This is a genomic window from Ensifer sp. Root558 (genome assembly GCF_001427045.1).
Classification (GTDB): domain Bacteria; phylum Pseudomonadota; class Alphaproteobacteria; order Rhizobiales; family Rhizobiaceae; genus Ensifer; species Ensifer adhaerens.
In genome coordinates this window covers 1-16,632 of record NZ_LMGC01000039.1, presented here as the reverse complement: position 1 = coordinate 16,632, position 16,632 = coordinate 1, and the positions used below count along the sequence as shown (strand labels likewise).

10 protein-coding genes, 1 tRNA gene, 1 rRNA gene and 1 pseudogene are annotated in these 16,632 nt (G+C 62.6%); 6 read left to right on the top strand and 7 right to left on the bottom strand.

Features of this window, described 5'->3' with window-relative positions:
* Window positions 1–5: 5 nt before the first annotated feature.
* Together ASD63_RS33020 and ASD63_RS33015 are read right to left on the bottom strand one after the other, a co-directional pair.
* Window positions 6–3,104 carry an efflux RND transporter permease subunit gene (locus ASD63_RS33020; protein WP_034787217.1) on the bottom strand — a complete coding sequence of 1,033 codons (3,099 nt, stop codon included), beginning with the start codon at window positions 3,102–3,104 and terminating at the stop codon, window positions 6–8.
* A complete protein-coding gene (locus ASD63_RS33015) occupies window positions 3,101–4,258 on the bottom strand; it encodes an efflux RND transporter periplasmic adaptor subunit (protein WP_159415413.1) in 1,158 nt (385 codons plus the stop codon). The genes ASD63_RS33020 and ASD63_RS33015 overlap by 4 nt, the downstream gene beginning before the upstream one ends.
* A 270-nt stretch (window positions 4,259–4,528) precedes the next feature.
* Here ASD63_RS33015 and ASD63_RS33010 point away from each other — a divergent pair, with 270 nt between their 5' ends.
* Window positions 4,529–5,128, top strand: coding sequence for a TetR/AcrR family transcriptional regulator (locus ASD63_RS33010; RefSeq protein ID WP_034787219.1), 600 nt, complete (start codon window positions 4,529–4,531; stop codon window positions 5,126–5,128).
* Window positions 5,129–5,227: 99 nt separating this feature from the next.
* On the opposite strand, the gene ASD63_RS33005 is transcribed toward ASD63_RS33010, so the two are convergent.
* Complete coding sequence (locus ASD63_RS33005) at window positions 5,228–6,271, bottom strand: class I SAM-dependent methyltransferase (protein WP_034787222.1); 1,044 nt, start codon at window positions 6,269–6,271, stop codon at window positions 5,228–5,230.
* A gap of 313 nt (window positions 6,272–6,584) precedes the next feature.
* Between ASD63_RS33005 and ASD63_RS33000 the strand changes: the two genes are divergently transcribed.
* Window positions 6,585–8,582, top strand: coding sequence for an EAL domain-containing protein (locus ASD63_RS33000; protein WP_034787225.1), 1,998 nt, complete (start codon window positions 6,585–6,587; stop codon window positions 8,580–8,582).
* Window positions 8,583–8,876: 294 nt separating this feature from the next.
* Entirely contained in the window at window positions 8,877–10,643 is a 1,767-nt protein-coding gene (locus ASD63_RS32995; protein ID WP_051659093.1) for a hypothetical protein, read from the top strand.
* On the opposite strand, the gene ASD63_RS32990 is transcribed toward ASD63_RS32995, so the two are convergent.
* On the bottom strand, window positions 10,644–11,792 hold the full coding sequence (locus tag ASD63_RS32990) for an AI-2E family transporter (RefSeq protein WP_034787228.1): 1,149 nt from the start codon (window positions 11,790–11,792) through the stop codon (window positions 10,644–10,646). It abuts the gene before it with no gap.
* A gap of 314 nt (window positions 11,793–12,106) precedes the next feature.
* Here ASD63_RS32990 and ASD63_RS32985 point away from each other — a divergent pair, with 314 nt between their 5' ends.
* Entirely contained in the window at window positions 12,107–13,486 is a 1,380-nt protein-coding gene (locus ASD63_RS32985; protein WP_034787232.1) for a DUF3300 domain-containing protein, read from the top strand.
* Between the two features lie 21 nt (window positions 13,487–13,507).
* Entirely contained in the window at window positions 13,508–14,548 is a 1,041-nt protein-coding gene (locus ASD63_RS32980) for a DUF2950 domain-containing protein (RefSeq protein ID WP_034787236.1), read from the top strand.
* A 96-nt stretch (window positions 14,549–14,644) separates the two neighbouring features.
* On the opposite strand, the gene ASD63_RS32975 is transcribed toward ASD63_RS32980, so the two are convergent.
* The gene (locus ASD63_RS32975; RefSeq protein ID WP_060530573.1) at window positions 14,645–15,727 is read right to left on the bottom strand and encodes a histidine kinase; all 1,083 of its coding nucleotides are present in this window, start codon (window positions 15,725–15,727) and stop codon (window positions 14,645–14,647) included.
* Between the two features lie 273 nt (window positions 15,728–16,000).
* On the opposite strand from ASD63_RS32975, the pseudogene ASD63_RS36515 reads away from it, so the two are divergent.
* Window positions 16,001–16,108: pseudogene (locus tag ASD63_RS36515) on the top strand (GNAT family N-acetyltransferase); the annotation flags it as partial.
* Between the two features lie 154 nt (window positions 16,109–16,262).
* Here the strand turns inward: ASD63_RS36515 and ASD63_RS32965 are convergent.
* Together ASD63_RS32965 and rrf are read right to left on the bottom strand one after the other, a co-directional pair.
* Window positions 16,263–16,339, bottom strand: a tRNA-Met gene (locus tag ASD63_RS32965).
* Between the two features lie 208 nt (window positions 16,340–16,547).
* Window positions 16,548–16,632 (bottom strand): 5S ribosomal RNA (gene rrf, locus ASD63_RS32960); the annotation flags it as partial.

Genomic DNA, 16,632 nt, shown 5'->3' with positions numbered 1-16,632 from the left:
GGACGCTATCCGGCCGCGCCGGGTGCGCCCTCCTTGCCGATCCGGGCCGCATCCGCCGCGTGGTCCTCGTCCGTCACGGAGGAGAAGCGCTTCAGCCAGCGGCCCATCTTCGTGTTGATGTCGTCCATCACGGTGAACATCACCGGCACGAAGACAAGGCTCAGCATCGTCGACGTGATCAGGCCGCCGATCACCGCAACCGCCATCGGCGCGCGGAAGGCGGCACCGGCGCCGACGCCGATGACTGCCGGGACCATGCCCGCCACCATGGCGATCGTCGTCATGATGATCGGCCGCGCGCGGGTGACGCCCGCCGTCAGCAGCGCCGTGCGCCGGTCGGCACCTTCGTTGCGGCACTCGATCGCATAGTCGACCAGCAGGATCGAGTTCTTGCAGACGATCCCCATCAGCATCAGGATCCCGATCATCGACGAAAGGTCGAGTGCCGCACCGAACAGGATCAAAGCCAGCGCCGCGCCGCCGATCGACAACGGCAGGGCAACGAGGATGGTCACCGGCTGCAGGAAATCCTTGAACAGCAGGATCAGAACCGCCACGACCATCAGGATGCCGGCAAGCAGCGCCAGGGCGAAGTTGCGGAACATCTCCGACATGTATTCCGCGTCGCCATAGTTGGCCTGCGTCACGCCCGTGGGCAGTTCCTTCATGGCCGGCAATGCCGAAATCGCCTCGAAGGCCGTGCCGAGTGTCATGCCGTTGAGGTTTGCCTCGACGGCGATCAGACGCTTGCGATCGAGACGCTCGACGCTGCTTTCCTCGGCACCGAAGGAGACGTTGGCGACGGACGTCAACGGCACCAGGGCACCCGCATTCGTGCCCACCCGCAGATTGCGCAAGGTGTCGAAATCGCCGCGGGCCGACCGGTCGAGCATCACCCGGATCGGCACCTGGCGGTTACCGAGGTTGAACCGCGCGGAGTTGCTCTCGCTGTCGCCCATCGTCGCGATACGGGCGACGGTGCCGATCGAGGTCACCGACACGCCGAGCCTTGCCGCCTCGTCGAAGCGCGGCTTGACCAGAAGCTCGGGCGAAAGCAGCGGCTCGGTCGACCGAACGCTGATCAGCCCGGGGAGTGCACGCATCTCGTTTTCCAGACGCCGCACCGAAGCCATCAACGTTTCCGGGTCATCGCCCGTCAGGTAGATGGAGAGGTCCTTCGCGCCTTCGGTCGAGGAGAAGGTTGCCTGGATGTCGGGGGTCTCCGCCAGCAGGGGCCGCAACGACAGTTCGAAGGACTTGCGGTCGAGTTCACGCTCCTTGCGCGGCTTGAGCTTGATGCGCAGCGATACCTCGTTGAGACTGTCGGTCGTCGCCAGAACGTTCTCGACTTCCTTGCGTTCCTTGAGCTTGGCCACCAGATCGTCGGAAATGCGCGCGGTTTCCTGGAGCCTCGTGCCGGGCGGCAGCGTGATCTTGAGCTGCGAGACGTTGCTGTCGCTCGTCGGCATGAAACCCGTCGGCAGCATGCTCAAAAGCGCGATCGAGCCGACGAAGATCAGCGCGACCATCGAAAGCGCGGTCTTGCGGTGATCGAGGGTCCAGCCGAGCATGCTGCGATAGGCGTCGCTGATGCGCGACGGCTTGACGGCATGGCCGTGACCAGGTTTCGGCCGCAACAGATAGGCCGCCATCAGCGGCGTCAGCAGGCGTGCCACCAGCAACGAGAACAGAACGGCGATCGCGACGGTCAGGCCGAACTGCTTGAAATATTGCCCGACCGCACCACCGATGAAGCTCACCGGCGCAAAGACGGCGACGATCGTCAGCGTCGTTGCGACGATCGCAAGGCCGATCGCATCGGCCGCATCGATTGCCGCGATAAACGGCCGCTTGCCCATGTCGACATGCCGCTCGATATTCTCGATTTCGACGATCGCATCGTCGACAAGAATGCCGATGACCAGCGTCAGGGCCAGAAGGCTGATGCCGTTGAGCGTGAAGCCGAGCAGGTCCATCACCGCGAAGGTCGGCAGGATGGAGAGCGGCATGGCAAGCGCCGAGATCAGCGTCGCCCGCCAGTTTCGCAGGAAGGCGAAGACGACGACGATGGTTAAAAGTGCGCCTTCGATCAAAGCCGTGACGGCCGCATCGTAGCTCTCCTGCGTATACTCGACGAGAGAGATCAGCTCGGTCATCTCGACGCCGGGGGTGCGCGCCTGGATCTCCTTCAGCCGCTCGATGACGCGCTCGGCAACGACCGTGTCGCTCGCTCCCTTGCTGCGCGAAACCGAGAAGCTCACGATCGGTTCGCCATCGAAATGGGCAAAGCTGCGCGGCTCGGACGATGTGTCCTCGATCGTCGCGATGTCGGAGAGCTGCAGCCAGCGGCCGCCTGCAAGCGGGATCGAAAGCTGTCGGAGCTCGTCCACCGAACCGGCACTGCCGACGGTGCGGATCGACTGTTCGCGTCCGCCGATTTCGCCACGACCGCTCGGGATGTTGATGTTGATTTCCCTGAGCGCCGTGTTCACCTGATCGGCCGTCACGCCAAGTGCCAGCAAGCGTTCGGGATCGAGCGAAACGCGCACTTCGCGGCTGACGCCGCCGAGACGCTGCACCTTCTGCACGCCGGGCAGCGTCAGCAATTCGCTGGTGATCGTGTCATCGACGAACCAGGACAGCTCCACTTCCGACATGTGGGGCGCCCGCACGGCGTAGTAGACGATGGCGCTGCCGTCGACGTCGAGGCGCGAGACGATCGGCTCCTGAATGGATTGCGGCAGGTCGGCGCGGATCTGCGCCACGGCCTCGCGCACGTCGTTTGCCGCCCGGTCCGGATCCGTGCCGATCTTGAATTCGACCGTGGTCGTGGAGACGCCGTCGGTAATGGTCGAGCGGATGTGACTGACCCCGACAAGGCCGGAGGCGACCCCTTCGACGCGGCGCGTCACCTGCGTTTCCATTTCGCCCGGCTGCGCGCTCGGTTGCGTGATCGTCACCGTGACGATCGGGAAGGATACGCTCGGATTGGCGTTGACCGGCAGCCTCAGAAACGAGGCGATCCCCATCAGCGTCAGCACGACGAAGAGAACGATCGTCGGAACCGGCTTGCGGATCGCCCAGGCGGAGATGTTGCTCGTCATTGCTGGTCGCCCGTCTGCATCGGCTGGACGTCTTTCGTTGCGACCGCTTCGCCTTCGCGCAGCGACGCCCCGGATTTAAGGACGACCCGTTCGCCGGTCGAAAGGCCCGAGGTAATCTCCACCTTGCCGCCCTGGCGCATGCCCGGCTTGACCGACTTGCGCACGACCTGGCCCCCATCGACGACGAAGACCGAGACGGCGCCATCCGGCGCACCGAAAAGCAGGGCGGAATCGTCGACCATGATCGCCTTGCGCTCGCCCACCACGATCTCCGCCCGGCCGAACGTGCCCGCGAAAGGCGGACGCCCGGTGGACAGCGTGACTTGCGCGGTGCCAAGGCGGGTCTCGCGGTCGATCTTCGGGTTGATTACCCGCACATGCCCCTGGAGCCAGTCGGCTCGGCCCGAAAGCTTGACCTTCACGGTCTGGCCAACCGCGAGCAACGGCAGTTCGGTTTCCGGCACGTCGGCCGCAAACTCGATTTCGCCACCGCGAATGAGCTTGAGCAGCGGGTCCGAGCCCGCAAGCGCACCGGCGCGCGCCAGCCGTTCCGAAACGATCCCGTCGGCAGGTGCCACGATCACGGCACGATCGAGCCTTCGGCGCGCCTCGGCCTCAAGCGCTTCCGCCTGGTCGTAATCGGCCCGCGCGACCTCGACAGCCTGTTCGGCAAGGGCGAGCGCGGAGACGCGTTCCTCGAGAATGGTCGCGGCCTGAAGGTGGCTCAACTGGCGGGCGCGCGCGAGTTTTCGCTGTTCCTGCGTGACCGTCTCTTCCTCCCGCGCCATCGCTGCACTGGCGCGCGCGACGCGGCCCTTGGCCTCGCGCAGAAGGTTCTCCAGCATGTCGGTTTCCAGCCGGGCGAGCACCTGCCCCGCGGCTACCCGATCGCCGATCTCGACCTCGACACTGGCGATACGCTGGTCAGTCAAGGTTGTGCCGACGGCAATCTCCTCGCGGGCAACGAAGATGCCGGCAAAGGAGCGTGTCCATTGCTGTGGGCGGCTGTCGGCAACGAGCGTCGTTACCGTGCGGGTGGCAGACGGGGCGGGAACGGAGGCGGCGGCCTCCCCCGAGGCGCGCGCCGGACCAGCAGCCGCCGCAATCATAAGCAACGCTGCAAGAGCGACGTTCAACTCAATTGTACGTCTCATTTCATTGGCTTTCCATTGGCGGGGCCGGCGGCGTGATGCGCCTGCGATACCGGATCCCGGGTCGGGCAAAGGGCGTCGATAATTTATTAGATCATTCAATCTAACAATAGAATTCATCAAACGCGACAATTGTAAGGCAGATCACACACGAGCATTGCGGGAAGATGGCGGAGATCATGCAAACGGCCGGCGGCCTTGACACCGATCGTCTGCCCACCGAAATCAGAGTGCTTGATCTAATAATTGAACGGCATGCAAGGAGAACCGGCGATGCGCAAGATCGACCCCGAAAAACATGCGGCCAGGCGTCGGCTGATTCTCGATGCGGCAATCGCCTGCTTTTCGCGCAAGGGTTTTCACGGCACGTCGACGGCCGAGATCTGCGCCGAGGCAGGCATGAGCCCGGGAAATCTTTTCCATTATTTTCCGACCAAGCACACCATCATCGCGGCGATCGTGGAAGAGGAACGTCAAGAAACGGCGGAGATTTTCCGAAAGCTGGGCGAAGAGGAGGATCTGTTCGCCGCCTTGCTGGGCTTTATGGATAGCGTTCTCGAACTCGCGGGCGATCCTGCCTATTCGAGCCTCGCGCTCGAAATCGCCGCCGAAGCGATGCGTGACGAGCGCATCGGGACGCTAGCGGCGACGAACGACGCGGAACTCCAGTCGGCGCTCGTGGCACTCCTGCGCAACGCCGCCAGCCGAAACCAGATCGACAGGACCCTCGACGCGGAGGGCGCTGCCCGCTGGATCGCCGCGATCATCGACGGCATCTTCAGCAGGGTCGCGGTCGATCCCGGCTTCAAGCCGAAGGAGGAAGGTGTGCTGCTACACCGCCTGTTGAGCCGCTTTCTGCGCACGCAAGACTGAGCGTGAGAAATACGAAACCGCAGCGGCCCTTCGGCACCCTGCGGTCTCCTGTTGCCGGCCCGCCTCGGCTTGAAGCCGAGGCAGTTCGTCGAAGCAATCTCAGGAATGCTTCTGGATGACGCCGTAGACGATGTTGCGGTTGGCACCGAAGAAGACGCGCGCGTCGATCGCAGACTTCCCGGCACTCTTGTGGATGATGTTCCACATGTCCACTTCGGAACGCAGCAGCAAGGCCCAGTTCATGAAGGTCTCCATGTAACCGTCGACACCGATGTCCTGGGCGAAGTTGGCAAAAAGGAAGACGCCGTTCGGCTTCAGCATCTGCAGGCAGCGATGCGTCAGCTTGATGGCCACCTTGTCGGCGAGATAGTCGTAGAGACCGGCCGCATAGATGAAGTCGAACGTGCCGAGCTTCTGGTCGCGGCCGAGCAGGCTGCGAACGGAACCGTCGACCGCTTCGATCGCCGTGCCGTAGAAATCGCGGCTGATCGATCCGACACTGAGAGGATCCTGATCGAGCGCCACCCAACGCTTGATGCGGCGTTCCTCGAGCGCTTTGGAGCGGTTGGCTTCCCGCAGATGACCCGCGGCAATCGTCAGGATCTCCGCCTCGGAACCCCGGCTCGCCGCGATCTCGTCGACGTGGCGCGTGAGGATATCGCGGCGTTCGCGCACCGCCACCGAGGACGAAGCGTCCTTCGTGTAGTCGTAAAGGGCGCGCCCGACCGGCGACGCCTGCTCGATTTCGCCGGCAACGCTCGCATGGCCGTAGATGAAGTCGAGCAACTGCGCGTCACCCGAATATCCCCTGGGCTTGTCGAACGACCACCGGGTGAACGGATCCTGCAGGAAGTACTCCGAAACCGGGTGATCCTGGGCAATCGGGATTAGCTCCTGCCACACGCTCGGGTGGTATTTGGCACGGGTCTGGTGGAGGGAGGCCGCGAGCCGGTCGATAATTTTCGACGCATCCGTTCCTTGAATGAATTGTTCCTGAGCGACCCTGAGAATCAATGCGAGCTCGGCCTTGGCGGTCGAGAGCTGTTCGTCATGTCGTTCGCCGCGGGGCGAAACGAACTCATCAGCCATTGCCTTGGGAGTAATGAGGCTCTGACCGTCGAAAACAGTCTGAAATTGGCGCACGCGAGACCATCCGTTAAAGCTTTGTTAACAATAGTCGCGAAGATGCGCGCATTACGGCTCGGAATGCAAGTTTTTGTATATAATAAGGTAAATACTCGGAGCTCACCCCTTTGGGTGATACCGATTCGCAGATGCCCTGACCCATTAATTTAACAAAACTTAATGGACACCTCCTATCATGCCTCGCAGCGTTTCCCGCCCTTGTTGCATATGGGCCGCGGCGAACACGCAGGGAGTGTCCGAAACAACGTCCATTGATGGAAAAGCGACGACAGATTTCCGTTGACCGTGACGCAGCGCGATGGATCAGTGCATGAAGCACACGTTGGCCGACGTAGTTGACATCGACCTACACAAGCAGCCGCACAGGCCGCACCTGGCTGAGCTTCAGACCCTCTATCGTATGGAGGGCGAGGCTGGCCGGCGCGCCTCGACCCGGCAGGGGCTGTGGGTTGCCGTCGTCGTCTACCTGCTCTTCTTCATCCCGGACATCCTGCTCGTCCCCGACGTCGCCTTCTACACGATCGTCTCGCGCCTCTTTGTCGGCATCGGCTCGCTTCTGACCTTCGAGATCCTGTTTCGGCTGAAGGCCCAGACCAAATGGCTCGACGGCACCTGCGCCGCAGCCCTCGTCTTCGGCTACATAGGCTGGCTCGTTCCGGCGATGATGACGGCCGATACGAGCAGCATGTCCTACTACATGATCTTCGGCGCCATCTTCATGATGGGCGCCAATCTCTTTTTCAGCTTACGGTTCCGCCTCTCGGTGGTCGCCTCCAGCATCGTGCTGGTGACGTTTTTCATCGCGCTGTCGTTCTTCTCCGAGCACGATCCGGCCTACCTGATCGCCTTCGGAACGTTCTACGTCTCCTGCTTCGTCTTCACCTCCTATGTGAACTGGAAGCTCAACCGCGAACGCTACAAGGTTTTCCTCAACGCCTTCGAGGCGAAGATCCAGCAGAACGAAGCTTCCGAGCGGGGAATGGCGCTTCTGCGGCTGTCCAACACCGATCCGCTGACCGGTCTCGACAACCGCCGCGCCATCGATCAGCAGCTGCGCGACTACTGGAACGATTGGCAGAAGCTCGGCAAGAACTTCACCGCCATGCTGATCGATGTCGATTTCTTCAAGAAATACAACGACTGCTACGGCCACCAGGAGGGCGACCGCTGCCTCATTCTCGTGGCCAATGCGCTCGGCGAAGCGATCAGGAACTATCACGGCTCGATCGGCCGCTACGGCGGCGAGGAGTTCATCGTCCTTGCTCGCCTGGATACGCGCGAGCAGGCGGCCGAGCTTGCGGAGGTCATCTGCCGCACGGTTGAAAGCATGGGGCTGATCCACGAGCAGCGACGCGACGGCGTGTCCATCGTCACCGTCAGCGTCGGCGCCGCCTTCACCCGCAATCACACCGGCGCCAAGCTCGAGAAAATCATCCACGAGGCCGACCGCGCGCTTTACGCCGCCAAGGCGAGCGGGCGAAACTGCTCGAAGCTGTTCGATCCGAACGATCCGCAGAGCAGCGACGAGAGCGAGAACATCGCGGCCCTCCTGAAGATCGCCGTCGACCAGAACCTGGTATCCCTCGTCTACCAGCCGATCACGAACGTGACGACTGGCGAGGTCGATGCCGTCGAGGCGCTGATGCGCCTGACGATGCTGGACGGCACCTCGGTTCCGCCAAGCCTCTTCATCCCGGTCGCCGAGCGGACCGGCGCCATTCTCGATCTCGGCCGCTGGGCGATAAAGACCGTGTGCCGCGAACTGCTTGTCGACAATCACGTTCCCTTGGTCAGCGTCAATGTCTCGCCGATCCAGCTGAAGACGCCGGGCTTTGCGACCTCGGTCGCGGCGATCCTGGGAGAAACCGGGGTTGCCGGAAGCCGGCTCGCCTTCGAAATCACCGAAGGGCTGGAGATGGAGATGCACTCGGGCATCCTGCGCTGCATCAGCGACCTGGAGACCCTTGGCATCCGCATCTGGCTGGACGATTTTGGAACCGGCTTCGCCGGCCTCTCCTGGCTGCGCCTGATCGATTTCGACACGGTGAAGATCGACCGGTCGTTCCTGCACGATTGCGCCACGCCGAAGGGCCGCGCGATGCTGCAGGACATCATCGGGCTCGTGCGCAACCGCGGCCACAAGATCCTGATCGAGGGCGTGGAAACCGACGAGCAACTGGCCCTGATGCGGCGCTTTCGGATCGACCATGTCCAGGGTTTCCACGTCGGACGCCCGGCGCCAGCGGACATGTTCCGCACGCCCACCGACAAGCCACGTCTCCCGCTTCGAAACGGCGTCCGTAACTAGAAGCCTTGTCGACTTCATTTGCCACGATTTGCGGTCGACAGAAGGCAAACCGGTATCGGCGAACGGGAATGCCGCTGCCGCTTCCCGTTCGGCGCTGATCAATGACATCGGCAAGCGAAACGCCCGGCCGCGCCCCGCGTCTTCGGCATCGTCAGCGCGCGCCCGCGCAACCTCGGCAAGGAACGTGAAGCCCGACGCGAATAAATGTTGCGCTCCGACCGAACCGGTGCGTAGGATACGGGAGACTACACTGCCGCCGGATACAATCTCACATTGTGCCCATGGAGGCGCGTGATGGCCATCGGGGACCAGCAGGACGTCGGCGTCGAACAGACCATATCTCCGCCCAGCAGCGTGGAGGTTCTGGCACAGCTTGAGCGCATTCGCCTGAGCGCCGAATTCGATGCTCCAGACCGCGACCGTAAATTCCTGGCCTATGTCATCGAGGAAACGCTGGCCGGGCGCGGCGACCGCATCAAGGCCTATTCCATTGCCACCGAGGTTTTCGGCCGGGATTCCTCCTTCGACCCGCAAACGGATCCCGCCGTTCGGATCGAGGCGGGCCGCATTCGTCGGGCACTCGAACGCTATTACCTCGTCGCCGGACGCAGCGACCCGATCGTGATCCGGATGCCGAAGGGCGCCTATGTGCCGACCTTCGAAAGACGAGCCGAAAAGCAGCCAGCACCCGTTAGAGAAAGCGGAATGCCACCGTCCGAAGCCGCGCCGGTCGGCTGGCGTCATCTCCGCCGCATCCTGCTTGGCGCTGCGGCGCTTGTCTGTGGCCTCGCCGGTCTGTCGGCCGGCTTGCTGCTTCTTTCCGGTGACAACAGTACGGCGGCCAGTCGGCCAAATATTCCGAAGGTGATCGTCACGCCTTTCGAGGACATCTCGGGGACGCGGCAATCGGCGATGATGGCGCAGGGGCTGACGGACGAAGTCGTGAGCAACCTCGCCAAATTCAAGGAGATCGTACCGGTCACGGTCAGCGATCCGTTACGGACACCGGCCGATCAAACCTATGCGCTTGAGGGACGGGTAAGGCTCGAGGCAGAGCGGCTGCGGCTGGTCGTGAGGCTCATCCAGCGATCCGACGGGGCGGTCGTCTGGGCGAACACCTACGACGAACGACTGCAGTCCGGCGACGTCATCGATCAGCAGGCAAGGACGGCGGCCGCGGTCTCGAGCGCGGTGGCAGAACCCTATGGCGCCATCTTCCAGGCAAGCGCAGCCGAACTCAGGCGTTCGGTTCCCGAGGGCTGGCAGGCCTATGCCTGCTCCCTCACCTACTACGACCATCGCGGCGACATCGATCCGCAATCCCGTCGCTCCGCCGAGGAGTGCCTGCAGCGCGCGACCCGGCAATTCCCGACCTACGCCACCGCTTGGGCGCTTCTGTCGATGAGCTATATAGATGCGCTGAGCAATGGCCTCGATCCCTCGGCCTCAGCAGGGCTGCTGGAACAGGCTGGCGAAGCGGCGGCGCACGCCGTCGATCTTGCCCCCTTCGACGTTCGCGCCCTCGAAGCACAGATGCTCGTCCTCTTCGCTCGCGGCGAAGTCGATGCTGCCCTGGCCGTCGGCGCCCGCGCGCTTGCCATCAATCCCAACGACACCGAACTTGCCGGCGCATACGGCCTCCGGCTCGCGCAGTCGGGCCAATGGGATGCGGGCTGCAAGCTGCTGTCGGACGCCACCGAACGCAACCTCGGCCAGACTGGCGTTTTCGAAAGGGGGTTGGCAAGCTGCGCCTATTTCGCCGGCGACTATGTCGCCGCCGAACGGTGGGCGCGCCTCGCCAATCCGGGCGCCAACCCGGCCGACCGGGTCCTGCTGCTTGCGATTCTCGGAAAGCTCGGCAAGACGGACCAGGCGCGTGAGGAGCGAAAGTGGTTCGAGACCAACGCGCCGGCATTCCTCGGTGACCTCGGACAAGCGATTGCCCTTCAGTTTCACCGTCCCGAGGATCAGCACCGACTGTTCGACGGCCTGCGCGCCGCCGGCGTTGCTGTGCCCGAAGCGGAGTATCAGCAGGCAGGTACCACCAGCGCGATACGCTGATCAGATATTGCCGGGTTCAAGCTCGCCGTCACGGACGGCGGGTGCAGCCGCCTTCTCTGGCGCCGCATCAGAGCGCGCCCAGACCATCAGCAGATCATGCGCGACACTCAGAACGATCGGCCCGAGAAAAAGACCGATCAGGCCATAGGACAGCGTGCCGCCAAGCACCCCGAGCAGGATCACCAGCGTCGGCGTCGACAGCCCGCGTGCCACCAGGATCGGCTTCATCACATTGTCGATGACGAACAGCGGGATCAACAGAATCGTCAGCAACAGCGCCGGACCGAAATCCATGGTGAACCAGGCCCAGATCATGACGGGCAGCAACACCAGCGCGGGGCCGATCTGGATGATGCAGAGGATCAGCACGACGAAGGCAATCGCGCCAGGTGCCGGAACATCGAACAGGCTGAGCACCAGTCCGCACAGAAATGCCTGTAGCAGCGCCACGCCGATGACGCCGCGCGCCACGTTGCGGATCGTCGCCGTCGCCAGCTTGAGGAAACCGATGCCCCGCTGGCCGCCGATCCTGCCGGCAAAGCGCTGTGCCATTTCCGCCAGCCGCTCCGCCGAACCGAAGAGAAAACCTGCGATCAACACCGAGACCACAAAACTTAAGACCTCGGCGCCGACGCTCGCGACCTTGCCGAGAACCTTGGTCCCGGCTTGCATCAGCGCCGGTTCGATCTTGCTCAGCAGTGCTTCGATATTGCCCGACGCCATGCTCCAGACCGCATGTATGCGCTCGCCGACGACAGGCCACGTGCGGATATATTCCGGCGGGACCGGTACGCTCAGAGAACCGTCGGCAAGCCTGGCAAGCAGCGCCTGCAACCCTTCGGCAAAGCTGACCGCGATCGCAGTCAGTGGGGCGACGATGACGGCGAGGCATATCAGCGTGATCAGGAATGAGGCAAGGCGCCGCGAGCCGAGCAGGCGTCCCAGCCGGGCATAGGCTGGAAAGAGCGCCACCGCGAGGATTGCCGCCCATATCAGAATGATCGCGAAGGGTGCGATCAGCGTCAGAGACCAGTAGGCCAGAAGCCCGACGATGCCGATCCGGGCGATATCCGTGATCTTCGCCTCGATGGAAGGCGACCCGTTCGTTCCGTTGCGGACCACATTCGATCGGGAAGGATCCTCGTCCATGCTAGCCCCTTCCCCCTGACGCGAAACAGCCGACACCCGCAGCTCTATGCTCGCCGGCACCTTGCAAGCTCTACCGTCACGTGGATGGCACGCCCACGGCAACCGTGAGGCAGTAACATACAGTAGAATACGCCTGCCGGGCTTCCCGATCCGCCGGCCTCCTCTAGAGATTCCATTGACTGATGACGGCTGTGGTCAGAGACTGCTGCGCGATCAGCTTGAAATTGCAGAACAAGAAGCGTCGACAGGGGGCTGTCCCGCGCGCCAGTCCAAGCGCCCGTGCCATTGCCCAATACACGAGGGAGGCTGGATAGATGATCAAAAAGACGATCATCGCGCTCGGCAGCGCAATCGCGGTTTTGATAACAACACCCGTCACGGCGGTTCTTGCACAGCAGACAGCAGCCGCACCGGCTGCTCAGGAACAACAGACAGCACCCGAGCCGCTCAGCGACGATGAGCTCGAGGTGCTGGTGGCGCGCATCGCGCTTTACCCGGACGAGTTGGTGGCGCTCATTTCCGCCGCCGCGCTCTATCCTTTGCAGATCGTCGAGGCAGAACGGTTTCTTGAGGCTCGCGAGAAGAAACCCGACATGAAGCCGAAAGACGACTGGGACGGCAGCATCATATCGCTGCTGAACTACCCCCAGATCGTCAAGATGATGAGCGAGGATCTCGAGTGGACGCAGTCTTTCGGCGATGCGATCGCCAATCAGCAGAAAGACGTGCTGATGGCCATCCAGCAACTGCGTGACGAGGCGGTCGCGAAGAACATCATCAAGACCGACGACAAGGTAAAGGTGGTCCAGGAAGGCGACAACGTCGTCATCCAGGCGGCCAATCCGGAAACCATCTATGTGCCGCAGTATCCGCCGGAGATGCTCTACGAGCCGAACTATGCACCGGCGCCGATCGGCTACTATGACGAGCCCTATCCCGCCTACTGGTATCCGGGTGCGGCCTTCTTCGCCGGTGCGGTCACGGGTGCGGCCTTCGCCGCGATCGTCGACTGGGACGATTGGGGCGTCTGGGGTGGCCGCTGGAACGGCGGCGACATGGACATCGACTGCAACAACTGCTTCAACAACATCAACGGCAAGGTGAAGTGGAACGACGTCGACTGGAAGAATGTCGATCGCAGCAAGATCAACTTCAATCGTGACCAGCTTCAGCATTTCGACCGAAACAGCATCAAGAACAACATCAAGGCGAACGGCAACAACAACCTGCGCAACCGCGCCGCCGAGATCAATCGCGACCGGCCGAACGCACGGCCCGGCGGAGGTGGCGGCGGCCAGATCAGGGATGTGCGCAAGAGCACGCTCGACGGGCTGAAAGCGCAGCAGAGACCGGCAGCTCGGCCCGGCGGCGGCGGTGGCGGTCAGGCGATCGCCAAGGCCCGCGCTGGGGACGGAAAGCCGAGCATCAATCGCCCGGGCAACAAGCCGTCGCAGGTCAACCGCAGCGGTGGCAAGAAGAAGATGGCGGCAAAGGCGCAGAACCGGCCGAAGAAGCCATCGGGCCTTGGCAATGTCAATTCCGGACGGCGTGAGGTCGCTTCCTCACGCCGCGGCGGGCAAAGCCTTGGCGGTGGTCATCGCGGCGGTGGGCGGCCACAGATGAGCCGTGGTGGCGGCCGGCCGCCGATGCACCGTGGCGGTGGCGGACGCGGCGGCGGCGGCCGCAGACGTTGATCGGATCACAGGAGAACGACCATGACAAAGCTCTTCAATTCCCTTCTCCTGGGATCAGCGATGGCGCTGGTTCTGGTAGCGACGCCGATCGGCTCCGCCTATTCGCAGGACAAACCGCCTGCCGATAAACCTGCTGGCGATCAAGCTGCCGGCGATCAGCCTGCGGGAGACCAACCGTCGGCCGATCAGCCGCCGGCGGACCAGATGGTGGGTGGGCTGGATGCCTATGCCGCCGCAGAAGACCCGCCGGTCTTCGACGATCCGGACAAAGCCATCGGCGAATTCAAGGCCAGGCTGGCCGCGGATGATTTCGACGGCCTGGCAAAACTTTTGGGGCTTAATGCGGAGAAGCTGAAAGACAGCGAAGGGGTGAAGGATACGTTCGCTCTTATCCGCGAAGGGGCAGCGCGCAATGTCGTCGTTCGCGATCTGGAGGGTCGAAAGATCCTGCAGATCGGCGACCGGCTCTGGCCCTTGCCCTTCCCGCTCACCAAGGGCGATGACGGCAAATGGGCCTTCGATACCTATGTCGGGCTCGAAGAGATCGTCAATCGTCGCGTCGGCGAGAACGAGTTGCAGGCGATCGACACGGTCGAGGCCTATGTCGATGCCCAGAAGGAATACGCCTCTGAGGATCGCGACTCCGACGGCGTGCTCGAATATGCCCAGAAGCTGATCAGCACGCCCGGCCAGACCGACGGTCTCTATTGGCCGGCCGACCAGGGGGATGGCGAAAGCCCCGTCGGAGACTCGATCAGCGAAGCGGCCCTGGAAAAGGCAAAGGCTGGCGAAGGATACTTCGGCTACCGCTTCCGTATCCTGACCTCGCAGGGCGACAACATTGCCGGCGGTCGCTACGACTATGTGATCAACGGCAACATGATCGGCGGCTTTGCGCTGATCGCCTGGCCGGTCACCTATGCGGAGACGGGCGTGAAGACCTTCGTCGTCAACCAGCAGGGCATCGTCTACGAGCGCGACCTCGGGCCGAGCACGGAAGCAATCGTACCCTTCATCGACCGCTTCGATCCGGACGACAAGTGGTCCGTCGTCGACGATTGACGGGGATGCTACCATCGGCATGAACGATAACGCCGCCCAGTCGGGCGGCGTCAGACAATAACATCGCCGGCCCGTCCGCCAGCCTCTTCCTTTGCCTCAAACAAGTATCAAGGGCATATCGAGCGAGGCTCGGAATTTGCGCGGCTCGATCGGGCCTGCTGTCAGCGAAGCTCCCTCCGGGAAATGGGTCTGGACACGATGGGCCACATTGGCAAGGCCGATGCCGAGCCCGTGCGTCATCCCCGCCGCAGTCGCTGCGGCAACATCGTTTTCGACGATCAGATTGAGCCTGTCCCTGCGCCTTGCCGCGCGGATCAGGATTTCGACTGTGCTGCTGGAACGACCGACGCCGTGCTTGACCGCGTTCTCGACCAAAGGCTGCAGGATGAGACTTGGAACTTTCGCATCCTCGAGTTCGCCGGGAATGTCGATCCGAACGCGCATCCGGTCCGAAAACCGCTCCTTTTCGATCTCGAGATATTCCTTCTGCAGCGCCATCTCGTCGGCAAGCCTGAGTTCACGCAGGGGGTCGAGCTGCAGCGTCGAGCGCAGGAAGCCCGAAAGCGACATGATCATCCTTTCGGCCCGCTCGGAGGCCCCCTCCTCGACAAGGCCGGTAATGGAATTAAGCGTGTTGAAAAGGAAATGCGGGTTGATCTGGTACTGCAGCGCCCGCATTTGCGCCGCGAGCGCCTCTTCGCGCGACGCGATCAGCTTCAGGTCGCGGTCGCGCACGTCCATGTGATTGAGCAACGCGACGAAGAGAAACGACCAGCCGAAGAAGATCGACATGCGATAGCAGACCGCATAGGCGTAATCCATGATGTTGAACGGCACGACCACGGGCAGCATGATCAGGCTGCAGAGATAGGCGTCCAGCAGCGACATGCCGAGAGAGCTGACCAGCGACAGCAACAGACACGCCGCGATTTGCCGGCCATAGCTCTGCCGCCGCATCCGGCTGAGAAGCCCCGCGAGGAGGATGGCGACGAGGACAAAGACTGCTTCGAGCGCCAGCTTGCCGAGAAGGGGTTTCAGCGGATTGTTCCCGATCGTGAGCCAGATGGGACTGCTGATCAGGAATTCGGCCGCCGCGTAGATCAGTGCCAGCCGCAGGGTGACGACGCGAAACCGGTTGCCGTCCAGGAAACCGTCGGTGGGAATGGTGATGTGCTTCATCAAACTCTGTCGTGCTGAATTCGGGTTCAAGCCCCAGGCGCCAGCATGACGAGGGGCCGCTATTTGAAAAAGCAAATAAAGAAATGTAGCAACTAAAAGGATCACTCGGTTCCGTCTTTCCGCGCGAAGATTGCGGCGGAAGTCAGATGGCTCGGTCCCGTGGAAGGCCACGTGGGCCGACGACGGCAGGCGTCGGGCGAGAGTGCGTTGAGGGACGGGTTGACCACGAAACAGGCGTGGCTGCGATCATGGAGATTGTGATGGCATGTCGCGGGTGTCGCCTATCGTTACGGGCGCTGGGCCGATAGCGTCATGGTCCAGCGCTCTCTGGGTACGGGCTCGACGACGCCGCCACCGCCGCCGCCCCTCTCAACCCGATGAGGGTCGCCCCTGTGTGCGCCGTTCAAACGTCAAAAAGCCCGCTTGGATTTCTCCATGCGGGCTTTTTTTGATTTGGTTGCGGGGGCAGGATTTGAACCTGCGGCCTTCAGGTTATGAGCCTGACGAGCTACCTCCATGCGGGCTTTTTTTGATTTGGTTGCGGGGGCAGGATTTGAACCTGCGGCCTTCAGGTTATGAGCCTGACGAGCTACCGGGCTGCTCCACCCCGCGTCCAGCGCAAATCCCTGTGGGATTTGGCGCGGTAGCGTAAACCGCTTGGCGGTTTATGCTTTTTCCGGTCCGGGTTTTGCGAAGCAAAATCCCGTTGTGTGTTTCGATTTTACCTACGCAAAAAGGCCGCTTGGTGGCGGCCCTTGCGTTTCGGCTTGGCCGAGTTTTGTGTCGAGAAGATTTCCGGATTTTATCTTGCGCTTTGCAGACCTGGCAGCGACCTACTCTCCCGCGTCTTAAGACGAAGTACCATCGGCGCTGGGGCGTTTCACGGCCGTGTTCGGAATGGGAAC